The sequence below is a fragment of the Streptomyces bacillaris genome (assembly GCF_003268675.1).
GTDB lineage: Bacteria > Actinomycetota > Actinomycetes > Streptomycetales > Streptomycetaceae > Streptomyces > Streptomyces bacillaris.
Genome location: NZ_CP029378.1, coordinates 7,379,843 through 7,402,697, shown reverse-complemented (window position 1 = coordinate 7,402,697; position 22,855 = coordinate 7,379,843). Strand labels below are relative to the sequence as shown.

Here is a 22,855-nt window from a genome sequence, read left to right as displayed (position 1 = left end):
TTCAGGCGGCCGTGCGGGTCGCCGAGCGCTTCACACAGGCGCCCGGCGTCTCGCCGAAGTAGCGCCGGAAGGCCAGGATGTAGCCGTTGGTGGAGACGAAGCCGAGCCGGGCGGCGACCGTGCTCACCATGTGCCCGGCGGCGAGCAGTTGGAGCGAGTGGTTGAGGCGCAGCCGGGTCCGCCACTCGGAGAAGGCGAGCCCGGTCTCGGCGCGGAATCCCGGCGCAGGCTGGTCGAGCTGGTGTAGAGGCTCTCGGCCCACTCGGAGGCCGTACGGGGGTCCCCCGGGTTGCGCATCAGCTCACCGGCCACGGTCGCGGCGGACCGTCCGGTGGGCCGGGGCAGCGGCAGGACGTCGCGGTGGCCTGAGCAGAGGGCGGCGAAGAGCGCCGGGTTCTCCTCGGTGGGCTCCGACGCGCGCATCCGGCTGAGCAGCAGCTGCCGCTGGGCGCCGGAGACGTTGACGCTGGTCACCTCGGAGTAGGGCAGCCGGTGCAGCTCCGGGTCGAAGTTCTCCGGGACCACCAGGGAGTCGGGGTCGAAGCGGGCGCTGTGCGGGATGCCGGCGGGGATCCAGAGCGCGACCGACGGGGAGAGTTCGTGGTCGCGGCCGAGCGCGGTGACCACGATCCGGCCCAGCGGTACGTGGAGGAACTGGTGGAAGTCGTGGACATGGGTCGGGTGTCCTCCGGCCGCGATGAACTCGTCGTCGACCAGGACCTCGGACGCGGGCTCGGCTCCGGCCGACGCCTCGGACGCGGCCCGGGCTCCGGCCTGCGTTTCGGGCGCGGGCTCGGCTCCGGTCGGGGCCACGGTCCGCAGGGCAGCTTCCGCCACACCGTCCTCCGAGCAGCGCGGGGCCGGCTAGTTGACACCTGATTGTGAGCGCAACGGTTCCGGCATTGGACCGTCCCAAAGTTGGATAAGGGTAACCTCACCTGCGGCTTGCCCAGGTGAGGAGCCCAGGAATCCCCATGTACGCCACGTCCCCGCCGGCGCCACCACCAGCGCCACCGGCGAGGATCCGCTCCTCGCGCGGTACGGCGCTGGTGGTGACCGCCTGCGCCCTTCTCTTCGTCGCGGTCGTCGCGAGCATCGCGCTCGGCTCCGTGACATCTCCCCGCCGGAGGTGGTGCGCATCCTGCAGCACCCCGACAGCACCGGATACAACAGCCATATCCTGTGGACCGAGCGGATTCCGCGCACCCTCCTCGGGCTGACCGTGAGGGCCGCGCTGGGGGCCTCGGGGCTGATGATGCAGGCGCTGACAATGAACCAGCTGGCCGACCCCGGGATCCTGGGCGTCGAGCAGGGCGCGGCCATGTTCGTCGTGCTCGGCATCCTGTTCCTGGACATCAGCGGGGTGACCGGATACTTCTGGCTGGCGCTGGCGGGGGCCGGGGTCACCTCGGCGCTGGTCTATCTGATCGGGACCCGGACCAACGCGGGCAGCTCCACCCTCGGGCTGGTGCTGGCCGGGGCGGCGCTGGCCGCCGTGATGTCGTCGCTGATCACCCTGCTGGTGGTCCGGGACGAGGCGGTCTACGCGCATCTGCGGTTCTGGTCGGTGGGGCAGCTCACCGGGCGGGCGAAGGTGCTGGACGAGATCCTGCCGTTCGCGGTCGCCGGACTGCTGCTGGCGCTGCCGTTCGGCCGCACCCTCAATGTGCTGAGCATGGGCGAGGACGCGGCGCGCGGGCTCGGGGTGCGGGTCGAGCGGGCCCAACTGCTGGGCGCGGCGGTGGCGGTGCTGCTCTGCCCGGCCGCCACCGCCGCCGTGGACCGGTGGCGTTCGTGGGTCTGGTGGCCGCCCACTGCGCCCGGATGCTGGCGGGGGCGGACCACCGGTGGTCGCTGCCGCTGTCGATGGCGTGCGGGGCGATCCTGCTGATCGGCGCGGACATCGCGGGCCGGCTGGTGCTGGGCCGCGGCGAGATCCAGGTGGGCGTGATGACGGCGGTGATCGGCACCCCGTTCTTCGTCTGGCTGGCCCGCCGCCGGAATCTGGTGCGTGTCTGATGGACCTGCTGATACGGGTCGCCGCACCCGACTCCGCGTTGCGCGAGGCGACGCTCGCCCGGCTGCTGGCGGACCGGCGCCCGGACGCGCCGTACGGTCCTCGCCGTCTCCGTCCTGACCGCGGTGCTGCTCGGGCTGCTCGTCGCCCCGGTGCTGCTGGGTCTGGTGTACGCGCTGAGTCTGCGCGGCGGGCTCAACACCTACCGGCTGGTGCTGGTGGGGATCGGGCTGAGCGGGGTCTGCACCGCGTACACCAATTGCCTGTTCAGCCTGGCCGACCAGCACAGCATCGCCGTCGCGATGCGCTGGCTGGTCGGCAGCGTCAACGGCGCCGACCGGACCGGGGTGTCCGCGCTCGCCATGGGGCTGGCCGTCTGCGGGGACTGTGCCGCGCGGCTCGGCCGCCCGCTGGGCAGCATGTCGCTCGGGGACGAACTGGCCACCGGGCTCGGCACATCGGTGCCCGCCGCCCGGGTCGCCGTCCTCGCGCTCGGTGCGGGCGCGGCGGCGCTCGCCACCAGCGTCGTCGGGCCGATCGGCTTCGTCTCGCTGATCAGCGGGCCGATCGCCGCCCGGCTGGTCGGCGCGGACCGGGCCCTTCGGGCTCGCCCCGTTCGTCGGCGCGGCCCTGGTGCTCGGCGCCGACGTCCTCGCCCAGAACGCCCCTCTGATCAGCCCGGTCCCGACCGGGGTCCTCACCGCGCTGCTCGGCGCGCCCTACTTCGTCTGGCTGATCCTTCGGCGCAGACCGGAGCCACGTCGTGACCCACCACATCGAAGCCCGCTCCATCACCGCCGGGTACGGCAAGGTCCCGGTCATCGACGGTCTCTCGGTCGCGATCCCCGCCGGGGAGATCACGGCGCTGGTCGGCCCGAACGCCTGCGGGAAGTCCACGCTGCTGAAGTCCGTCGCCCGGCTGCTGCCGATCGCCTCGGGCTCGGTGCTCCTGGAGGGCTCCGACATCCACGCGATGCCGACCCGGGAGGTGGCCCGGAAGCTGGGCATCCTGCCGCAGTCCCCCATCGCCCCGGAGTCGATCGCGGTCGGTGATCTGGTCTGGCGGGGCCGCCATCCGCACCGCCGGTTCGGCCAGCGGCGTACGGCGGCCGACGATGCGCTGATCACCGACGCGCTGCTGGCCACCGGGACGGCCGAGCTGATCGACCGCCCGGTGGACGAACTGTCCGGCGGTCAGCGCCAGCGTGTCTGGATCGCGCTGGCACTCGCCCAGGACACCCCGGCGCTGCTGCTGGACGAGCCCACCACCTATCTCGACATCGCCCACCAGTTCGAGGTCATGGACCTGCTGGGCGATCTCAACGAGAAGACCGGCAAGACGATCGTGCTGGTCTCCCACGACCTCAACCAGGCCGCCCTGTACGCCGCGTCGATCGTCGCCATGCGCGACGGCCGGATCGTGCACCAGGGACCGCCCGAGCATGTGCTCACCGAGGAAACCGTCGCCGACGTGTTCGGTCTGAACTGCGTCGTCGTCCCCCATCCCCGTACCGCGAAGCCCCAGATCTTCCCCCTGGGCCGCCGCACCCTCACGCAGGAGAAGTGAACGATGTCCCTTTCCGTACGCCGTCGGCCGCTCGTCGCCGCCGTGCTCGCCTACGCCACCTGCCTCGGCCTCCTCACCGCCTGCTCGGGCCCCTCCGACACCGGCTCCTCCGACGGGAAGGCGGCCGCCGCGGGTGACGGCTCCTTCCCCGTCTCGCTCACCACCGCCTGGGGCCGTACGGAGGTGAAGGAGAAGCCGGTCCGGGTGGCCACCGTCTCGGACGGCGACACCTCCATCGCCCTGGCGCTCGGTCTGGTCCCGGTGATCACCCCGGACGTGGAGGACGGCGACCCGGTCGCCGAGTACAAGCAGCGGGCGGTCGAGAAGCTGGGCAAGAAGAAGCTGAAGACGTACGACGACACGGACGGCACCGACTACGAGGCGATAGCCGCCGAGGAGCCGGACATCATCCTCGGGGTCAACACCTGGGACGTGGACACCGACTACGCCAAGCTCAGCCCGATCGCCCCGGTCGTCACCTTCGCCGACAAGAACCAGGCCAACACGCTGACCTGGCAGGAGCGGCTCAAGACCGCCGCCAAGGCGCTCGGCCTCAGCGAGAAGGCGGAAGAGGTGATCGCGGCCAACGAGAAGACCGTCAAGGAAGCGGCCGCGGCCCACCCGGACTTCAAGGGGAAGACGTACACCTACTCCGTCGTCCACCCCGAGCAGATCACCTACATGTCCTTCGCCGACCAGGACCCGGGCGTCTTCGAGCAGTTGGGGTTGGTCAAGCACCCCCGGTCCAAGAACTACACCGCCGACAAGGACAGCGTGAGCCTGGAGAACCTGGACGAGCTGGAGGCCGACGTCCTGCTGATGACCTACCCGTTCGGGGACGAAGGGCTGCTCTCCGCCTCGGAGTTGGAGAGCAACAAGCTGTTCCGCTCGCTGGACGTGGTGAAGAACAAGCACTTCGCGGTGGTGCCCTCGGAGAACACGCTCGCCTCCGCCATCGCCTACCCGGACGCGCTGAGCGCCCCGTGGGTGGTGGAGAACCTGACGCCGATCCTGGCGAAGGCGGTCGCGGGCGAGTAGCGCCCGGACAGGGGTGGCCTGCCGGTCGGTGACGGCGCCGGTCGCATCGGCCGGCCCGACCACGGCGGCCGGTCCGGGCCCGGGGCGGGCCCGGACCCCGGAGGCGGGTCAGGGGACCGGGGCCGTCATCACCGTACCGTCGCCGAAAGCGAGGAAGTAGGCCCCGCCGGACACCAGCACCACGCTCGGTTGGACCTTGCTCCCGGCGGTACCGCCCTCCAGGGGCCAGTTCCGGACGGTGCTCAGGGCCGCCCCCGGGGCGCCGTCGGCCAGGGCGAAGGTGCGCACACCGTCACCGCCGAAGACCAGCAGCCTGTCCCCGGCCACCACCACGGAGTCCCCGCGCGTCCAGGGCGCGGTCCACCGCTCGTCCCCGCTCCGCACGTCGACCGCCGCGATGTACCGGGAGCCCGCACGACGGCCGTCCCCCTCGACGAAGAGGAGTCCCTCGCGGCTCACGGCCTCCGGGATGCCCGGGTAGGTGCCGTTGCCCACCGGCCGCAGGGTCCGTGCGTCCACGACGCGGCCGTTGCAGGCGTCGTAGAGAGCGCCGCGGATGCGGCGGTCACAGTTCCACGGGGCCTCGGCCAGCGTCTTCCCGGTCTCCGGGTCGAGGGTGAAGGTGGCCCGGCTGCCGGTGAGCCACACGCGGTCGCCCACGATGTCCAGGCTCGGCGTGAACGCCCAGGGGATCACCCGTTCCCAGACCTGGGCGCGGTCGTCGGCGTCGTACGCGCGGAAGAGCATGTTGGCGGCCAGGCCCGCTCCGGCGCCGCCCGCGTACGAGGTGAAGATCCGCCCGTCGTGGACGCGGACCACCGACGGGTCGTACCCGGTCCGGCCGGGCAGCCGGGCGACCGGCTTGCCGTCGGACAGGTCGAGCACCTCGAAGCCCTCCCCGTCGGCCGCGGTGACATAGGCGTGCCGGTCGTCCACGTCGAGGCCGCCGACCCCGAGGAGGCCGGTGGCCTCGCCCTCGGCGGGATAGCTCCACAGCCGGGAGCCGTCGGAGGCGTCCCGCGCCTCCAGCCGGGTCTGCCGGGTCGGCTCGTCCCGGAGCCGGCAGACCAGTACGTCGCCGCTGAGCGCGCAGTCGTCCGCCGCGCCGGGCCCCTCGAAGGAGACCGCCCAGGGCCGCCAGTCCTCGGGCTGGAGGGTGCGGTCCAGGGCATCGGGCCCGAAGTCCGACATCTTGCTCGCGGCTATGGGGGCGGTGCGCGGGGGTGGCGTGGGCGAGGGGGTGGCTCCCCCGCTCGCCCCGGCGCTCCGCTCCGGTGTCGCACGGGAGTCGCCCGGGGTACGGCGTGCCGGATCGTCAGGGAGGAGCAGCAGGACGGCCGTGAGCACTCCGGCGAGCACCGCCGCCCCCGCCGCGACGGCGAGGCCCCGTCGACGGCCGCGCGCCCCGGCCGGTCCCCCGGCGCGGGTCTGCCCGGCGGGGTGCCCCGCCGGAGGTCCGGCCGAGGGCGGCGCCGGGGCCGGGGCGGTCCGGGGCATGGGAGGCGCGGCCAGGGCCGCCGCCGCGGCGCTCTCGTACGTACCGATCAGCTCACGCACGTCGTCCGGCCAGGGGAAGGCCCGGGGTGCCGGTGCCGGGCGGACGCCCGGTCGGTCCGGCGGGGAGGACGTGTCGAGCGCGCGGATCAGTTCCGCGGTCGTCGGTCTGCGGCCGGGGTCCCGGTGCAGACAGTCGGTCACGATCTGCCGCAACTCCTCCGGCACCCGGGAGAGGTCGGGCCGCCCCTGGGCGATGCGGTGCACGATCGCGGCGAGTTCGCTGTCCTCGAACGGCCCGTGGCCGGTGGCGGCGAAACAGAGCACCGCCCCGAGGCAGAACACGTCGGACGCACCGGTCACCGACCGGTCGGCCGCGATGTGCTCGGGCGACATGAAGCCCGGCGACCCCACCATGACCCCGGTCGCCGTCAACGCCGTCGCGTCGTAGGCCTGGGCGATGCCGAAGTCGATCAGCCGAGGTCCCGTGGCGCCGAGGACGACATTGGCCGGTTTCAGGTCCCGGTGGACGAGCCGTGCGCCGTGCACGGCCGCCAGCCCGCGGGCGACGGCCGCGCCCAGGTCCCGGACGACGGGCACGGGGAGCGGGCCCCGTCGGTCCACCGCCTCCTCCAGTGAGGGCCCGGCGATGTACTGGGTGGCCAGCCAGGGCCGTTCGGCGTCCGGGGCGGCATCGACGAGCGCGGAGACGTACGGGCCGCGGACGGCACGCGCCGCCTCCGCCTCGCGCCGGAAGCGGAGCCGGAAGTCGCTTGCCTGCTCCAGATCGCGGCGTACGGTCTTCAGCGCGACCAGGTCCGCGGTGCCGCCGCCGGACGGGACGGCGAGATGGACCGTGCCCATCCCGCCGGAGCCGAGTGAGGCGAGCAGGCGGTACGGGCCGATCTCGTACGGGGAGTCGGAGTCGAGCGGGCGCAGCACGGGGTACCTCTCGGGAACGGTCCGGCGCCACGGGGAGCCGGACGGGTCTGCGGTCGGGGCTGAGCAGGGGCTCGCGGGACGGCGGCCCCGTTCGTCAGGCGGGCAGTTCGACGGACCGGACGGTCCCGTCGTGGAAGACCAGGTAGAGCACTCCGCCGATCGAGATCACCTCGGGCGCCCAGGCCTTGTCCGCCAGGTCGTCGAATTCCCCGGTGCCGTCGGTGCCAGTACCGGATCCAGCGGGCGGCCCGTGTCCGGGCGCTCCCTCGATGTCGTGCCGTTGGCTCCCGCCGCCGCGCAGGGGCAGGGTGTAGAGGCTCCGGTTGTCGGCGAAGAGAGCCGTGGATCCGACGATCACCGGCTCCGAGTGGAGGCCGCCGCCCTTCGCCGACCCCGCCTGGTCCGCCTCCGGTCCGGGCAGCGCCCCGACCGTGCGCGGGGACCGGTCGGCGCCGGTGGCCGACAGGTCGGTCAGCTCGACCGCGCCCTTGGCCTCATTCGGTTCCAGGGCGTACTCCCGGCCTCCGGCGGCGACGACGCCCCGGGCCCGGGGAGCGCGGCTGCCCGGGTCCAGCTCATCGAGGATCGGGCGCAGCGTGACGGCGTCCAGGACCGCGGTGTCCTGGCCCTCGATGTCGCAGTAGACCTGGCCGCCGTGGACGCGCATCGCGGCGCAGCTCTTGTCCCCCGGTACGGTCACCGGTGTCCGCTTCCCGGTCCGGGCGTCGAACGCGACCAGGCCGCCGTCGGTCACGGCGATGAGCCTGCCCTCCACGAACACCTCGGCGCGGTAGCGGCCGTACCCGGCCATCGGGGCGTCGTGCGAGGTGAGTTCCGCCTGCCACAGCCGTTCGCCGCTGCGGACGTCCACCGCGTACACGCTTCCCGCGCCGCCCAGGGTGAAGAACGCGACGTCCTCACCGAGCAGCGGGTCTCCGTAGACCTCGGTCTCCTCGCCGCCGCCCGGGTCGCTCTCCCAGCGGACCGCCCCGTCCGCGGCCGAGCGGCCCCTGATCACACCGGCCTCCATGGTGACGACGACATCGTCCTGGATGAGCGGGCTGCTGCCGCGCCCCGGGAGGACGACACCCCGGTTGCCGGTGACCGCGCGGTCGCCGGGGAAGGGAGAGGCCGCCTTCCACAAGGGTCTGCCGTCGGACGGACGGACGGCCTCAAGCCCGCCCGCGAGCGTGCGGCAGACCAGCACGTCGGGGCTCAGGGCACAGCTCCACGGCCGCTCGTCGAGCTTGGCCGACCACGGCTTCCAGCCGGCCGGGCGGGCGTCGGGGGCCGCCGGGAAGTAGCGGCTGCGTTCGGCACCGAGCGGGCCCAGCCCGGTGCCTGCCGTGGCCCCGCCCGGCGGTGAGCCGGACTCCGAGGGGGAGGCCGAACCGGACGGCCCGGCCGGAGCCGCCGTCCCCGGCCCTCCGCCCCCGGCCTCGTCCCCGCCACCGTCGTTCTGCCAGGCCCGCAGACCCACGGCGCCCAGCACACCGAGGACGAGCACCGCCGCGACCGCCGCGGCGATCGTGCGACGGCGCCGACCGGGGCGAGGGGCGTCGGGAACGGTGGGGGCCGCGCCGGGGGACGCCACGGGGTCGGGGCCGCCCGGCGGACGGGTGACCGTTTCGGCGCTGTGGACGGGCGAGGCGCCCGGCATCGTGGGCGCATGGGCGGTGAGAGGGCCCGCCGCCGCCACGACGGCGGCCAGTTCGCTCTCGTGAGCGGCCACCAACTCCCGTACCACGGGCGGCCAGAACGGCCGGTCGCCGCCGCTCCCGGGCCGGGCGTCCTCCGGAGCACCGGGCTCCCGCTCGGACGCGCCGGGCTGGCGGGGCGGTGTGGGCTCGTGGGGCAGCTCCGACTCGTGCGGTTCGGCGGGTTCCCGGTGCACTGCGGGCTCATGGGGCGGCGCGGACTCGTCCGCTGCGGTCCGGGGGTCCGCCAGGACCGCCGCACGGAACCGTTCCTCCAGGGCCGTCGAGTCGGGCCGGCGGGCGGGATCGGCGGACAGGCAGTCCTCGATCAGCTCGCGCACGGCGTCGGGCACCGCGCGGAGATCCGCCTCCGCCTGCGAGATCCGGTAGAGCACGGCCGCCAACGGGCCGTTGCCGAACGGGGATTCGCCAGTAGCGGCGTAGCACAGCACCGAGGCCAGGCAGAAGACGTCCGACGCCGCCACCACATGCCGTCCGCCCAGCACATGCTCCGGGGACATATGGCCCGGTGACCCCAGCATCGCCCCTGTCGCGGTCATGGTGCTGGCGCCGAAGGCCCGCGCGATGCCGAAGTCGATCACCTTGGCGCCGTCCCGGCCGAGCAGCACGTTCGACGGTTTCAGGTCCCGGTGCTGGACACGGGCGTGGTGGATGCCGCGCAGCCCCCGGACCAGATCGAGCCCGAGGGCCCGCACGGTCGCCACGGGCAGGGGCCCGGCCGCGCGGACCGCCTGCTCCAACGTGGGCCCGGCCACGTACTCGGTGGCCAGCCACGGTTCCGCGGCCTCCGCGTCGCCGGACAGCAGCCGGGCGGCGAAACGGCTCTCCACCGAGCGGGCGGTGTCCATCTCGCGGCGGAACCGGTCACGGAACGCCCGGTCCCCCACCAGTTCGCGCCGGACGGTCTTGACCGCCGCCAGCTGCGGCCCGGTGCCCCAGGGCGCCGGGCGGGTGTCGGCGCCGAGGTAGACCTCGCCCATGCCACCCGCGCCCAGACGGGCGAGGATCCGGTACGGGCCGATACGCCGGGGCGCCCGCTCCGGCAGCGCACCGAGCACTCCCCTGCCCGGCCCGTCCCCGGCCGACTCTCCGACTGCCATGCTCCACACCCCCGTTGACGCGTCGCCGCCTTCGCGGCCCATCCGACGATCAAGCCTTGCACCTGGCAACCTTCCGCGCCACCCTCGGCCGCCGCCCGGGCACGGCCCTCAGCCATCAGCCGCACACTTCAGAACCCTGTCGGCCTCCTCCTGCACGACGTCGGTGAGGCGGCCTCCGGGCATGCGCAGCAGGCGGCGGCCTCGGGCGAGGGTGTCCGCGCGGTGGGCGATGACGACGAGGGTGGAGAGCGCCTCCTCGATGCGGGCGGCGGTCGCGTGGTCGACCCCGGCGGTCGCCTCGTCCAGGATCAGCACCGCCGGATCGGTGAGCGCGGCCCGTGCGACGGCGACGAGCTGCCGCTCCCCGGCGGAGAGGGTCCGGGTGGAGACGGCGGTGTCGAGCCCGTACGGGAGGGAGTCCACCCACTCCGTCAGCCCGAGCAGCCCGAGGGTGCGGGCCACGGCCGCCCGGTCGGGGCTGCCCGCCGTCATGGCCAGATTCTCCGCGAGGGTGCCGTCGACGAGGGGCACTCCCTGCGGTACGAGGACGGTCCTGGAGCGCAGCCGGTCCGGGTCCACCGTGGCGAGGTCGTGGCCCGCGAAGCGGACGGTGCCCCGGTCGGGGGCGTACAGCCCGGCCAGGAGCTTGCCCAGGGTGGACTTGCCGGAGCCGGTCTCCCCGGCGATGACGAGCCGTTCGCCGCTGTCGACGGCGAGCGTGAGCGCGTCGAGGACGGGTGGACCGGTGCGGTAGCCGAACGTGACGTTCTCCAGGGCGAGTTCACCGCACGGGGGCAGCTGGCCGCGGGCGGCCGGGCGGTGCTCCTCGCCGGTCGCGCGGAGGAGGTCCAGAAGTCGTGCGAGCCGTACGTGGGCCTCGCGGGCGTCCCCGACGGCCCCGGCGAGGTCCTCGAAGCGGTGGAAGATGTCCCGGGTCGCCAGGACGAACACCACCGCCACGCCGACGCTCAGCGCCCCGCGCCCCACCATGACCGCACTGACCACGAGCAGCCCCGCCACACAGACCGCCTGGGTCAACGCCAGCTGGTTCAGACGCAGGAGGAGGACGGTGGCGGCGACGGCGAGGCGGTGTCCGGCCAGGAAGGGGGCGGCTCGGCGGAGGACGGCACGCTGGTCGGGGAGATCGGTGAGCAGCGCGGGGTCAGCCATGGAGCGGTTCCTGTTCGGGGGCGGGGGGGTGCGGCGGGTGCGGGGAGGGTGGCGGTGGCGGCGGTGGTGGCCTGCCCGGTGCCGGGTGCCGTAGGGGTGGCGGCGGCCGTGCCCCTGGTGCCGGATACGGGAGGCGCCGCGAGGGTGATCTCCCGGTCGGCGCGGGCGCGGACGGCGGGGGCGTGGGTGGCGAAGAGGACGATCCGGTCGGCGGTGGCGGCGCGGAGCCGGTCCAGCACGGCGGCCTCGGTGGCGGCGTCCGGGGCGGAGGTGACGTCGTCGAGCAGCAGGACGGGCGAGTCGCGGAGCAACGCCCGTGCCAGGGTGACCAGTTGGCGCTGACCGCCGGAGAGCGCCCCACCGCGCTCCCCCACCTGCGTGTCCAGGCCGTCGGCCGACTGGGCCAGCGCCAGGTCGAGTCCGGCGGTGTGCGCGGCGGCGACCTCGGCGGGCGGCCGGTCGCCGGGGAGGAGCAGGTTCCCGGGACGGTGCCGTGGAGCAGGAGGGGCCCTTCGGGGACGAACCCCACCAGGGCGTACAGCTGTTCCGGATCCAGGCGGGCCAGCGGTACCTTTCCGTAGGCGGCGGTGCCGGATGCGGGCACGAGCTGGGCGACGGCCCGGAGCAGGGTGCTCTTGCCGGAGCCGGTGGGGCCGGTGAGCACCACCCACTCGCCGGGGGCGGCGGTGAGGGTCGGCGGCCCGACGGCCGCCCGGTCGGGCCTCCGTACGGTCAGCCCGTCCACCCGCAGGACGTCCCGCCCGGGCAGGTCGACGTACGGGCGTGCCGGTTCGGGCAGTTCCAGGATGCGGGCGATCCGGTCCGCCGCGACCCGGGCCTCGGCGAAGCCCCCGAGCCGGGCGATCATCGCGTTGACGGCGAGGGAGACCGTCCCCGTCCAGAGGACGAAGGTGGTCAGCGCGCCGACGGTGATCCGTCCGTCGGCCACGGCGAGACCGCCGACGAGGAGCCCTGCGGTGACCGCCAGCAGCGGCACGGCGAACGCGACGGCCTCCCACACCGAGCCGACCGAGGCGAGCCGCTTGGTGGCGCGGGTGACCTCGGTGCTGTGCCGGTGGTGCCGCTCGACCAGCAGGTGGTCGGCGCCGACGCCCCGGAGCGGGAGGTGGGCGGAGAGGAGTTGTTCGGCGGCGGAGCCCCGGGCCCCGTGGGCGGCCGCGAGGTGTTCGGCGCGGCGGCCGAAGAGCGGCGGGAAGACCCGGTTCACGGCGAGGAGTACGGGCACGGTGGCGGCGGCGACCAGCAGGAGCAGCGGGTCGAGTCCGGCGACGGCCGGGACCAGGACGAGCGCGGTGAGGCCGATGACCACCCAGGTCGTCAGTCCGTGGATCCAGACGATGACGGTGTCCACGTCGCGGGTGGCGCGGGTGGTGATGTGCCCGAAGGTCCCGGTGCGGCGCTGGAGGGTGTCGGCGTCGACCGCGAGGATCGCCGTCAGCAGCCGGGTGCGCAGCCAGGTCCCGGCCCGGTTGTCGGCGAGCGTGGCCCACAGCTGCCAGCCGCGCATCCCGGCGTACTCGACGCAGGCGGCGGCCAGGAACGCGCCCCCGTACAGCAGCGCGCCGCGGGGCGATCCTGCCTGCACCCCGGCGTCGACGGCCCGGCCCAGCAGCCAGGGCATGGCCAGGAAGGCGCTCTGGCGCAGGGCGGCCCAGGCGACCGAGCGCAGGACGTGGCCCCGCACCCGGGAGAGGGTGCGGCGCAGGAGCCGCGCAGCGGGGTCGGCGGGGCGGCGGGAGAAGATCCCGGGCGGCTGCGTCCTCGGTCACGGGCGGCGGCGGTGCGGGCGGGTCCGGTCACCGTAGGAGCGGCGCGCGGGCCGTGGTCCGAGGCAGAGAGCGGCCGGTCGAAGCGGCAGGTCGCGGCTCTGCCCTCCGAACTCCGGGTACTCGACGAGCGGATCCTGGACACCGACGTCTCACCGAGCGTCGAACTGATCCCGCAGACCGGGCCGGTGCCGCATGGGGGCAGCACCGTCCTGGTCTCGCGTCTTCTGGAGCGGCTGGCCGACGAGGACGCCGTCCTGGCGCTCACCGAGGCGTCCGCCGCCCTGCCCGCCGACGGGACGCTGCTCCTGGTCGAGCAGATCCGTCCCGTCGGCGGGGACGACCTCGATGCCACGCTCCAACACCTGCGGCCGGCCTGCCTGTTCGGCTCGGGGCTGCGCTCGCGGGACGAGCCGGCCGCACTGGCGGTACGGGCCGGGCTGCGGGTCCGCCGCTGCGACGACATCGGGTGGGACCGCCGGCTGTGGGTGCTGGAGCGCGGCGCCGGGGAGTGACGGGCCGGGGGCCGGGGCGGTATCGCCCGGGCCCCGGCGGTGTTCTCGGGCCGTTCGGGCTGCCCGGCCCTCACGGGCTCCCAGCTCCCTGGACTGCTCAGGCTGCCCGGGCCTCCTGGGCCGCTCGGACCGCTCAGGCCGCCGCGCCGAGCTGGGTCCGGGCCGCTGTGGTGAGCTGGGCGCGGCCGAAGAGCAGGGCGTAGCCGGGCGGCAGGGACTCGATGACCCGGGTGACGAGCGCCGGGTCCATCAGCGTGGCGACGGCCGCCAGCACGGTGCCCGCGTCCCAGCGGGCGGTCGCCGCCGTACCGCCGGTCCGCGCGGCCAGATCGTCCACGAAACGGGCGGCCGGGGCCGGGTCGATGCCGGGGGCCTCGGCGGTGAACACCCGGGCGGCCTCCCTGGGGAGCGCGGCGGCGAACGCGACCCGCTCCTCACCCGTGATCTGCGCGCCGAGCCCGCCCAGTACGGCGTTCAGGGCCTCCTCCGCCCGCTCCCGGGTGGGGTAGGCACCCTCGTATCTGATCTTCTCCAGCAGCCGGTCGAACGTCATGGCCTTCGGGGCGGCGATGGTCCGAGGCTCAGGAATCATGGCGGCAGCAGCCCTTCTCGTGGTCCTGCGGTGTCGTGTTGTCTCTGGCTTCTTCTCCGAAAGCGCCGCCGTACACCCCCCGGGGGTGATCCGAGAGTGATCCGGACAGGGTCCGGGGGTGATCAGGCGGTCACAGGGGCTGCGGGCGGCCGAAGAGGAGGTCGTACCCCGTCGGCAGCTGCAGCAGGATGCGGCGCAGGAGGTCCTCGCCCGCCGCGTCGGCGGCGACGCTGAGGACGGCTCCCACGTCCCACAGGGCGGTCCGTTCGGTGGCGCCCTCGATCCAGGCCGCCGTGGCGCGCACGAACCGCTCGGGCGAGAGCGGTTCGGCGGCCTGGAGCGGGTTGAGCAGGATCAGGGCCATGGTCTCGGGCAGCCGGGCGGCCAGTTCGGCCCGCTCCGCGCCCACCAGGTGTGCGCCGAGAAGGGCCAGCACCACGCGCGCGGCGCGCTCGGCCTCTTCCCGGGTCTCGTACGTGCCGCGTTCCCGGACCCGGTCCAGGAACGCCTCCCATCGCAGAGTCACGGTGACCGCTCCCTCGGACGTCCCCCCTCGGGTTCCCCCGGCGGCCCGTCCCCTGGGGCCCCTCCAGAAGGAGGACGGGGACGGGCCGGGTGCCGGTCAGCCCTTGATCTGCTTGCGCGAGGAGCCCGCGCCGATGGAGATCTTGCGGGGCTTGGCGCGCTCGGCGATCGGGATGCGCAGGGTCAGGACACCCGCGTCGTAGTCGGCGTCGATGCGCTCGGTGTCCAGGGTGTCCGCCAGGACGATCTGCCGGGAGAACACGCCCAGCGGCCGTTCGGACAGCTCCATCTGGACGTTGTCGGCGTTGACGGCCGGCCGCCGCTCGGCCCGGACGGTCAGCATGTTGCGCTCGACGTCCACGTCGATCGCGTCCGGCGAGACACCGGGGAGATCGAACGCCACCACGTACTCGTCGCCCTCGCGGTACGCGTCCATCGGCATCGCCGAGGGCCGCGACCAGGTGCCGGGGCGCAGGATCTGCTCGGTGATCCGGTCGAGTTCACGGAAGGGGTCGGTACGCATGAGCATTGCGGAAACACCTCCAGTCGGTCGGGCGGTAGCCCGCGCGTTTCACCTGACACCGTTGTAGCATGTCATCCATTCGATGACAAATGAAATGTCACCGAAAGGACGACATGACGTCGAACCTGTCGTGAAACCGCACCTGCCGAAGGAGTCACCGTGTCAGCAGCGGAGCAGCCCGACCCCACCCGCCACCCCGATCCGGACGCCGTCTCCCTCCTCGCCGCAGCCGCGGCGCTGGGCATCATCGACGGCGCGGTCCGTGACGCCCGGACCGCCACGGCGGAGCAGGCCGACGGCCCGGCGACCGATCCGGACCGGGCCCAGGCACTGGCCTCGCTCCAGCTGCTGCGCGAACTGCGGGAGCGGCTCGCGGGGTGGGAGACCGGGCTGATCGAGGCCGCCCGGGCGGCGGGGGCCAGCTGGGCCGAGCTGGCCGACCCGCTCGGTGTCGCCAGCCGGCAGGCGGCCGAGCGCCGCTATCTGCGGCTGCGTCCCGGCTCCCTCGGCTCCACCGGGGAGGAGCGGGTCAAGGCCACCCGGGACCGGCGCGCGGCCGACCGCACCATCACCACCTGGGCCCGTCAGAACGCCGCCGACCTGCGCTCCCTGGCCGGTCAGGTCACCGCCCTCACCGGGCTGCCCTCCCCCGCGGGCGCCCCGCTGGACCAGTTGCGCCAGGCCCTCGCCGCCGACGACGCCGCCCTCCTCGTCGCCCCGCTCACGGCGGTCCGGCCGCATCTGCCGTCGGGGCAACGGCAGCTGGCCGCCCGGATCGACTCCCTCACCCGCCGCACCGGCGAACTGCGCGAGGACACGGCGGCGCGGCGGCAGGGCGGCTGAGTACGGGAGCGGCACGTCAGGCGGAGCCGCGTACGGACGCCACGTACGGAACCGGGCCGGGCCGAACGGAGCGCGAGGAACACCGCGTACGGGACAGGCCGCATACCGGACCCGCTCGCGAGGAACACCACGTACACGTACGCGGGGAAACGCCCGAGGGGCGGAGGGTTCCGCAACCCTCCGCCCCTCGGGCGTGCCACACTTCCCCGCTCCCGGCTACGGCTTGCGGGCCACCAGCCCCCACTGGTCGACCAGCACCGGGTCGTCCTCCTCGGGGCGCCACAGGGCGATCGACAGGAAGCCCGGCTCGATGATCTCCAGACCCGCCGCGCAGTCCGTGATCTCCTCCGGCTCCCTGACCAGGTACGGGGGGTTCTCGCCGGAGTCGTACGCCTCCTGGGCGGCCAGCGTCTGCGGGGTCTTCACCGTGTCGCAGAGCACCAGGTAGCTGCCCGAGGGCATCCGGGCCATGTACTGCTGGACGACCCTGATGCCGTCGGCCGGGACGAGGTGCCCCAGCGTCGAGAGCAGCAGCACGGCGACCGGCTCGGAGAGGTCGAGCGTCTTCGCCGCCTCGTCCACCACCGTGTCCGTCTCGGAGAGATCGGCGTCCACGTAGGCGGTCCGGCCCTCCGGGGCGCTGGTCAGCAGGGCGTGGGCGTGGGCGAGGACGATGGGGTCGTTGTCCACGTAGACGATCCGTGCGTCCGGCACGATGCTCTGGGCCACCTCGTGGGTGCTGTTCGCCACCGGCAGACCCGTGCCGACGTCCAGGAACTGACGGATGCCCAGGGAGGCGAGGTGCCGGATCGCCCGGGCCTGGAAGGCGCGGGAGGCGCGCGCGATGTCGACCATCTGGGGGTAGGCGGCGCTCACCGCGTCGGCCAGCTCCCGGTCCACGGGGTAGTTGTCCTTGCCGCCCAGCCAGGCGTTCCACACCCTCGCCGAGTGCGGGACATCGGAGCGGATCCTGCGGCGGAACTCAACGTCGTCGACGCTCATGTCTCTCCTCTACTCACTGTCCGTGCAAGGCCGTTGACCGCATAACCGCCGGTGAGAGCCTTGAGCTGACCGTACATCGCCATTCCTCTCCGCGCTGGACCGGCTCCCGCTCAGACCGGCTCCCGCTCAGACCGGGTCCCGTTCAGACCAGGTCCGCGTCCAGCCCGGTCAGCCGTGCCGACTCCTCCCAGAGTGCCCGCGCCATGTTCCTGTCCCGCGCCCGTCCGGACCTGCGGGCGGGTCCCGGGGCGCCCCGGGTCTCGCCCAGGTGCCGGGGACCGTAGTACGAGCCGCCGGGCGCGTCCGGGAGCGTCGCCGCGTACAGCGTGGGCAGCGCACCGGCGGAGGCGGGCTGGGTGTACAGGCGCGACGCCCGCTCCAGCTTCGCCGCCCACTTCCGGCCGGACAGCAGCGGTCCGGCCTGCCCCAGCTCCGTGGCGGCGAGGCCGGGGTGGGCGGCGAGCGCGAGGAGGTCGCGGCCCGAGGCGCGGGCGCGCCGGTCGAGTTCGGCGGTGAAGAGCAGGTTGGCGAGCTTGGACTGCGCGTAGGCGCCCCACTTGCTGTAGCCGCGTGCGGCGTCGAGGTTGCCGAGGTCGATGCGGCCGATGCGGTGACCGAGCGAGGAGAGGGTCACCACCCGGGCGGGTCCCGTCACGCCGAGGACCGGGAGCAGCCGGAGGGTGAGGGCGAAGTGGCCGAGGTGGTTGGTGCCGAACTGCATCTCGAAGCCGTCCGCCGTACGCAGGAGCGGCAGCGCCATCACTCCGGCGTTGTTCACCAGGAGGTCGAGGCGGCCGTCCGCCTCCTTCGCGACGGTGTCGGCCGCCTCGCCCACCGAGGCCAGATCCGCCAAATTGAGGCGGACGAGCCGGGCGTCCGAGCGCGGCGCGGCCCGGCGGACGGCCTCCAGCGCCCGCCGCCCCCGCTCCGGGTCCCGGCAGGCGAGCAGAGTACGGGCCCCGGAGCGGGCGAGGGCGAGCGCGGTGACCGCGCCGATGCCGCTGTTGGCGCCGGTGACGACGGCGGTCCTGCCGGAGAGGTCGGGCATGTCGTCGAGGTTCCAGGAGTGCATGCCGCACACCTCCCCGGCGGGGGCCGGGTCACACCCACCGTTCGGCCGGAGGTCGGCCGAAGGCCGACCGGCGACGGGGGCCGGGGGCCGACTCTCACACGCCGTTCGGCCGGAGGCCTGCCGGGGAGGGGGAGCCCAAGGGGGCCGGGGGAGGCAGCCCGGGGTCAGCCGAACTGGCCCACCTGGTAGTCGCCCGCAGGCTGCTGGACGATGACGTTCAGCCGGTTGAAGGCGTTGATGAGGGCGATCAGGGAGACCAGGGCGACGAGCTGTTCCTCGTCGTAGTGCTGGGCGGCCCGCGCCCAGACATCGTCCGGGACGCCGCCGGCCGCGTCCGCGATGCGGGTGCCCTGTTCCGTCAGCTCCAGGGCCGCGCGCTCGGCGTCGGTGAAGACCGTGGCCTCCCGCCAGGCCGCGACCAGGTTGAGGCGGAGCTGCGTCTCCCCGGCCGCCGCGGCCTCCTTGGTGTGCATGTCCGTGCAGAACCCGCAGCCGTTGATCTGGCTCGCACGGATCTTCACCAGTTCCCGCGTCCTGTCGGGCAGCCCGGTCTCCGACACCGCCCGGCCCGCGGCGGTGAGGTTCTTCAGGATCGTGCCCGCGGTGGGGCTGCCGAGCATGTTCAGTCGGGCGCTCATCTTTCCGGCTCCTTCGTGATGGTCATCGGTCCCTGCACCTCGAGGGTGTCCGACCACCCTCAGGACGGAAAGGATCTTCCTGATGTGACACGCGGACCCGTCACCTCTGTCGTCGCGGTGCACCGGCCACGTCCCCTGCGCCGAATCGAGCCCGCAGCCCGGTGCGTTGTGGCCACAGTTCCCGTGGGTGGCGGCAACTCGGGCTGTACGGGGGCATGGTGGGCGGTTCCGGAACGACTCAACTGGTGTTCGTCCATGGGATCGGCGGACCGCGGGACGCGGCGGAGGAGCGGCGCGAGTGGCTGAACGCCCTGGCGGACGGGGCCCGTGCGGCCGGACACGCCGACGCGGTGTCCGGGCTGACGCAGGGCCGGCTCGCGGAGACCCGGTTCGCCGACTACAGCGACCTGTTCACCGACCCCGACGCCCAGGGGGCGGAGGCGATCCCAGGGGCCGGAGCGCTCGGCGGACCCGAGGACCGGCAGGACACGGAGTTCATGACCGCGTTCGTACGGGCCCTGATCGACGAGGTCGACCACCAGGCCCGGGAGCGCGGCGACCGGCGGACGGCGGCGGTGGCCGAGGACGCGCTCGCCCAGTTACCGGACGAGGACGGAAAGGACGACGAGGAGCAGGGCGTCGGCGAGCCGTTCCGCGTGCTGGGCCGGGTCCTGACGACCCTGCTGCAGGCACCGGGGCTGCGGGGAAGCACGCAGTGGGCGAGCGGCCTCCCGCTCCTCAGCCACCTCTCCCAGGTCGGCCGCTATCTGCGCAGGCGGGAGGCGGACGGCGACAGACGCACGCTGGACGCCCGGATCCGCGAGCGGGTGCTGAGCGGAACGGACCCCGACCGGCCGCTGATCGTGGTGAGTCACTCGCTGGGCACCGTAATCGCCTTCGAGGCGCTGAGGGGTTACGAGGGGCGGGTCCCGCTGCTGGTGACGCTCGGCTCCCCGCTGGCGACGGGAGCGGCGGTGCTCCAGCGGCTGGAGCCGCAGCCGCCCCGTACCCCGGCCCGGGTGGAGCGGTGGCTGAACTTCTGGGACCGCGACGACATCGTGGTGGGCCGCCCTCGCCTGGAGCGGTGGATGCGGCCCAACGCCTCGGGCGTCGTCCCGGTGACCGCGCGGGTGGACTCCGGCGGGCTCTGGGTCCACACGGCCACGAAGTATCTGCGGCAGGCGGCGGTCGCCGGACCGCTGGTCGAAGCGCTCAAGGCCGGGCCGCTGGTCGAAGCGTTCGAGAAGTGACCGACGAGCAACACCGGCCCGGGGACGGGCCACGTCGGCATGTGCTGGTCGTCGGTGCGCAGTGCCGGTCCATGGGCACGCTGACCCGGCTGGAGGAGGCGGCCCGGGAGCTGCACACCGTACTGACCGACCCGGCGCGCGGCGGGTGCGCGCACCGTACGGGCGAGCGCGGGTCGCTCCTGGTCGGGGCGGAGCTGACCCCGGAGGACGTCGTCACCTCGGTGCGCGAGGCGGCGCTCCGGGCCCGGGCGGACAACGCCGTGCTGGTGATGGCGCTGCTCGGGCACGGCTTCACACCACCGCAGCAGAGCGAGCTGTACTACATGGTCGCCGGGTCCACGACCGGCAGCACTCTGTCGGCGCTGAACGTCGGGCAGCTCCTCGCGGAGGCCGTCGACGAGCCCGGCGTCGAGGGCGTGATCGCCCTGATCGACACCTGCCATGCGACCGGGGCGATGCCGGACGCGCGCCGGATCGCGGGCGGGGTCAAGGCCGGACGCACGCGGCTCTCCGTCGTCACCGCCGCCGCGGCTGATCAGGCGGCGCGCGGGATGCGCCTGTCCTTCGCACTGGCCGACGTGTTGCGGGACGGCATTGCCGGGGCCGGGCCGGCCGTGTACGCGGACGCCCGGCTCACCGAGGCGCTGCGCGAGCGGATCGTGGGCCAGGTCGTCGGACGGTTCGACTACGACAACGATCCGTTCACCGCGGAGGGCCTGTGGCTGGCCCGTAACGTACGCTCTGCCCCCGGCACGGCGGGCGGGGTGGTGGGGCCGCTGGGCCGGCAGGACCTGGAGGAGGCCGTCGCGATGTGGCGGGGGGACGGCCTGCGGCTGCCCGCGCCCCTCACCCTCGCCGCCCTCGGTGAGCTGGATGCCTTCGCCCGGGAGGGGAAGGCGGACGGGAGCGCCGACCCGCGCTGGCACGGCCGGGTCCGCCAGGTGGTGGCCACGCTCCTGCGCTGTGCCGGGACGGTGGACCTCCTGACCACGGTGCTGACGTCCGTGCTGACCAGCGACGTCCTGCGCGAGGCGCGCCGGCTGTCCGGCCTGCCCGCCGAGGCGGAGGGGGCCGAACTGCTGCGCGGGCTGGTCGAGTACGCGGCCCTGCGCGCGCCGGGCGCCGACGAACCGCCGTGGAAGGCGTCGGCACGGTTCCTCGCCGCCCTCGCCCAGGTGTCCGGGTCCGACGACGTGGCGGCCCGGCTGCGCGCGTGGGCGCGGGACCTCGGCGCGGTCACCGAGTTCAACGACGCCCTGGCCGAGTTCGCCCGCAGGCGGCAGGAGGGGGAGCTGCGGCTGGTGGTCAGTCTGGCGGGGGCGCTCACGGACTGGCCCGAGGAGGTGGACGCCTGGCTGGTCGGCACCGGCGAGCCCCTGCCCGTACACCGGCGCTTCGCGTGCGCATCGCCGGACCGTGCCGGGACGTGCCGGGCGATCGGTACGGCCCTGGCCTGGGCGCGCGCCCTGCTCCCCGCGCCGGCCACCCTCGTCCATGTGGACATCGCCGCCCCGGCCCATCTGCTGGCCCGTTGGCGGCCGGAGGAGTCGAAGGTCGGGCTCCGGCTGCTCGGGGTCAACCACGACGTCGTCGTCCGGTGGAGCGGGCGCATGGACCCGGCCGACGAGAGCGCCGAGATGAACGACGCCGCCCGCAAGGCCCTGAGGTCCATGGCCGGCTGCACCACCGTGCCGGTGGAGTGGCTCGGCGCGGCGGTGCTGGGCGACCACGAGGCGCTCGAACGGGGGCTCAGCACCGGCCGTTACGACACCGTCGTCGGCCTCGACCACCACCCCGACGCCCTGCAGGACGTTCTCGAACAGCTGCTGCCCTACGCCCCGATCATCCTGTGGCCCCGCCAGGACGCCCGCCCGTCCGACGACGGGCTGGCGGGCCTGGTGCGGCAGCACTGGCAGAGCCTGCCCCACGGTCTGCCCGCCGCCTACCGCAACCGGTGGAGCGAGCAGCACGAGGGATGCGTGGCCTGCCTGGGAGACGTACGCGCGATCTGGCACGACGAACCATGGCTGGAATTCTGCCGACCCTTCGAACAACGCGTCGTGGCCGGCCCTGAGGAGGAGTGGTGACCTGGAAGCCCTACTACCGTGGCGACGGCGAGCAGCGGGAGGCCGCACTGGCGGACCCGCCGCCGTGGCGGACGTTCCCGCGCAGGCCGCAGCACCGCGAGTACCGGCCACCGCCCGGCCTCGTCGACGCGGTGAACGCGGCCCTGCACCTCCGCCGCCCGCTGCTCGTGAGCGGCCCTGCGGGGTCCGGGAAGTCCTCCGTGATCGAGCAGGTGGCCCATGAGCTGAGGCTCGGCGGTGTGCTGCGCTGGCACATCACCTCGCGCAGCTCGCTGACCGAGGCCCTGTACCGCTACGACGCGCTCGGCCGCATCCACGCCCAGAGCCTGCGCTCGGCCATGTCCCAGGGAGCGGCGGCCCGGACGGGGCGCGGGCGCAGCCGGGACGAGATCGGCCCCTTCCTCCAGCTCGGCCCACTGGGAACGGCGTTGGTCCCGTCGGAACAGCCACGCGCGCTGCTCATCGACGAGATCGACAAGAGCGACCTGGACCTGCCCAGCGACCTGCTGGAGGTGCTGGAGCGCGGCGAGTTCGTGATCCCGGAGCTCGTCCGGTACCGCAAGCCCCGGGTGGCGGTCCGGCTGTGGGACAGCGACGAGGAGTACGTGGTCGAGCGCGGGCGGGTGCCGTGCACACAGTTCCCGTTCATCCTGCTCACCAGCAACGGGGAGCGCGACTTCTCACCGGCCTTCCTGCGGCGCTGCATCCGCTACACCATGCCCCCGCTCACCGCCGACCTGCTGCACGGCATCGTCGAGGCCCATTTCGACGGTGCGCCGGAGGGCAGCGACGAGCTGGTCCGGCTGTTCGCCGAGCGGGTCGGGGCGGGCGAGCACCTGGCCATCGACCAGTTGCTGAACGCGGTGGCCCTGCTGCTCGGTGAACAGGCCCCGGGGGGCAGCCAGTACGAGGAGCTGCGCGAGCTGATCCTGCGGGAACTCTCCCGTGCCTGAGGGGGCGGGGAGCGGCGATGCG

At 74.1% G+C, this 22,855-nt stretch carries 19 protein-coding genes and 5 pseudogenes; 10 read left to right on the top strand and 14 right to left on the bottom strand.

What is annotated here, in order from left to right; translation table 11 throughout:
- Position 1: 1 nt before the first annotated feature.
- From DJ476_RS35890 to DJ476_RS35885, 3 genes are all read right to left on the bottom strand, one after another.
- Positions 2-172, bottom strand: coding sequence for a helix-turn-helix domain-containing protein (locus tag DJ476_RS35890; protein ID WP_241565634.1), 171 nt, complete (start codon positions 170-172; stop codon positions 2-4).
- Positions 124-837: an AraC family ligand binding domain-containing protein gene (locus DJ476_RS32320; protein WP_318294834.1), complete on the bottom strand. Its 714-nt coding sequence runs from the start codon at positions 835-837 to the stop codon at positions 124-126. Before DJ476_RS32320 ends, DJ476_RS35890 begins: the two co-directional genes overlap by 49 nt.
- A 97-nt stretch (positions 838-934) precedes the next feature.
- Positions 935-1,096 carry a hypothetical protein gene (locus DJ476_RS35885; protein ID WP_241565623.1) on the bottom strand — a complete coding sequence of 54 codons (162 nt, stop codon included), beginning with the start codon at positions 1,094-1,096 and terminating at the stop codon, positions 935-937.
- Positions 1,097-1,129: 33 nt separating this feature from the next.
- On the opposite strand from DJ476_RS35885, the pseudogene DJ476_RS32315 reads away from it, so the two are divergent.
- The 5 genes and pseudogenes from DJ476_RS32315 (at position 1,130) to DJ476_RS32300 (ending at position 4,622) form a co-directional block, all read left to right on the top strand.
- Positions 1,130-2,019, top strand: a pseudogene (locus DJ476_RS32315) (FecCD family ABC transporter permease).
- A gap of 123 nt (positions 2,020-2,142) precedes the next feature.
- Positions 2,143-2,553 (top strand): annotated as a pseudogene (locus DJ476_RS35880) (iron chelate uptake ABC transporter family permease subunit); the annotation flags it as partial.
- 97 nt (positions 2,554-2,650) lie between these two features.
- Positions 2,651-2,701 (top strand): annotated as a pseudogene (locus DJ476_RS35875) (hypothetical protein); the annotation flags it as partial.
- A 79-nt stretch (positions 2,702-2,780) separates the two neighbouring features.
- Entirely contained in the window at positions 2,781-3,584 is an 804-nt protein-coding gene (locus tag DJ476_RS32305; RefSeq protein WP_112492175.1) for an ABC transporter ATP-binding protein, read from the top strand.
- Positions 3,585-3,587: 3 nt separating this feature from the next.
- Positions 3,588-4,622 (top strand): ABC transporter substrate-binding protein, encoded by a 1,035-nt coding sequence (locus DJ476_RS32300; protein ID WP_112492174.1) that lies wholly within the window; start codon positions 3,588-3,590, stop codon positions 4,620-4,622.
- Positions 4,623-4,730: 108 nt separating this feature from the next.
- Here the strand turns inward: DJ476_RS32300 and DJ476_RS32295 are convergent, their stop codons facing one another.
- The 5 genes and pseudogenes from DJ476_RS32295 to DJ476_RS32275 form a co-directional block, all read right to left on the bottom strand.
- A complete protein-coding gene (locus tag DJ476_RS32295) occupies positions 4,731-7,058 on the bottom strand; it encodes a protein kinase domain-containing protein (protein WP_112492173.1) in 2,328 nt (775 codons plus the stop codon).
- Positions 7,059-7,152: 94 nt separating this feature from the next.
- Positions 7,153-9,876: a protein kinase domain-containing protein gene (locus DJ476_RS32290; protein WP_112492172.1), complete on the bottom strand. Its 2,724-nt coding sequence runs from the start codon at positions 9,874-9,876 to the stop codon at positions 7,153-7,155.
- Positions 9,877-9,984: 108 nt separating this feature from the next.
- Positions 9,985-11,046, bottom strand: a complete 1,062-nt coding sequence (locus DJ476_RS32285) for an ABC transporter ATP-binding protein (RefSeq protein ID WP_318294833.1) — start codon at positions 11,044-11,046, stop codon at positions 9,985-9,987.
- A 329-nt stretch (positions 11,047-11,375) separates the two neighbouring features.
- A pseudogene (locus DJ476_RS35870) lies at positions 11,376-11,420 on the bottom strand (hypothetical protein); the annotation flags it as partial.
- A gap of 185 nt (positions 11,421-11,605) precedes the next feature.
- Positions 11,606-12,688: pseudogene (locus DJ476_RS32275) on the bottom strand (ABC transporter transmembrane domain-containing protein); the annotation flags it as partial.
- 159 nt (positions 12,689-12,847) lie between these two features.
- Here DJ476_RS32275 and DJ476_RS32270 point away from each other — a divergent pair.
- On the top strand, positions 12,848-13,348 hold the full coding sequence (locus tag DJ476_RS32270; protein WP_318294832.1) for a class I SAM-dependent methyltransferase: 501 nt from the start codon (positions 12,848-12,850) through the stop codon (positions 13,346-13,348).
- Between the two features lie 133 nt (positions 13,349-13,481).
- On the opposite strand, the gene DJ476_RS32265 is transcribed toward DJ476_RS32270, so the two are convergent.
- The 3 genes from DJ476_RS32265 to DJ476_RS32255 form a co-directional block, all read right to left on the bottom strand.
- Positions 13,482-13,940, bottom strand: a complete 459-nt coding sequence (locus DJ476_RS32265; protein WP_167480414.1) for a DUF2267 domain-containing protein — start codon at positions 13,938-13,940, stop codon at positions 13,482-13,484.
- Positions 13,941-14,070: 130 nt separating this feature from the next.
- Positions 14,071-14,466: a DUF2267 domain-containing protein gene (locus DJ476_RS32260; protein ID WP_070202829.1), complete on the bottom strand. Its 396-nt coding sequence runs from the start codon at positions 14,464-14,466 to the stop codon at positions 14,071-14,073.
- Positions 14,467-14,562: 96 nt separating this feature from the next.
- A complete protein-coding gene (locus DJ476_RS32255) occupies positions 14,563-14,994 on the bottom strand; it encodes an Hsp20/alpha crystallin family protein (protein WP_112492171.1) in 432 nt (143 codons plus the stop codon).
- 153 nt (positions 14,995-15,147) lie between these two features.
- Here DJ476_RS32255 and DJ476_RS32250 point away from each other — a divergent pair, with 153 nt between their 5' ends.
- A complete protein-coding gene (locus DJ476_RS32250) occupies positions 15,148-15,831 on the top strand; it encodes an HSP18 transcriptional regulator (RefSeq protein ID WP_112492170.1) in 684 nt (227 codons plus the stop codon).
- A gap of 216 nt (positions 15,832-16,047) precedes the next feature.
- Here DJ476_RS32250 and DJ476_RS32245 read toward each other — a convergent pair whose 3' ends face one another.
- The 3 genes from DJ476_RS32245 to DJ476_RS32235 all read right to left on the bottom strand — a co-directional run bounded on the left by DJ476_RS32245 (position 16,048) and on the right by DJ476_RS32235 (position 18,543).
- A complete protein-coding gene (locus tag DJ476_RS32245; protein WP_019767118.1) occupies positions 16,048-16,833 on the bottom strand; it encodes an SAM-dependent methyltransferase in 786 nt (261 codons plus the stop codon).
- Positions 16,834-16,975: 142 nt separating this feature from the next.
- On the bottom strand, positions 16,976-17,905 hold the full coding sequence (locus DJ476_RS32240) for an oxidoreductase (protein WP_112492169.1): 930 nt from the start codon (positions 17,903-17,905) through the stop codon (positions 16,976-16,978).
- Positions 17,906-18,069: 164 nt separating this feature from the next.
- Positions 18,070-18,543, bottom strand: coding sequence for a carboxymuconolactone decarboxylase family protein (locus DJ476_RS32235; protein WP_070202825.1), 474 nt, complete (start codon positions 18,541-18,543; stop codon positions 18,070-18,072).
- Positions 18,544-18,788: 245 nt separating this feature from the next.
- Here DJ476_RS32235 and DJ476_RS32230 point away from each other — a divergent pair, with 245 nt between their 5' ends.
- Genes DJ476_RS32230 through DJ476_RS32220 form a run of 3 tightly spaced genes read left to right on the top strand, consistent with a single transcriptional unit; the run spans position 18,789 to position 22,833 of the window.
- Positions 18,789-19,793 carry a hypothetical protein gene (locus DJ476_RS32230; protein WP_112492168.1) on the top strand — a complete coding sequence of 335 codons (1,005 nt, stop codon included), beginning with the start codon at positions 18,789-18,791 and terminating at the stop codon, positions 19,791-19,793.
- Complete coding sequence (locus DJ476_RS32225; protein WP_318294831.1) at positions 19,790-21,880, top strand: vWA-MoxR associated conflict system protein; 2,091 nt, start codon at positions 19,790-19,792, stop codon at positions 21,878-21,880. The genes DJ476_RS32230 and DJ476_RS32225 overlap by 4 nt, the downstream gene beginning before the upstream one ends.
- Complete coding sequence (locus DJ476_RS32220; protein ID WP_103419168.1) at positions 21,877-22,833, top strand: AAA family ATPase; 957 nt, start codon at positions 21,877-21,879, stop codon at positions 22,831-22,833. Before DJ476_RS32225 ends, DJ476_RS32220 begins: the two co-directional genes overlap by 4 nt.
- The last annotated feature ends 22 nt before the right edge of the window (positions 22,834-22,855 follow it).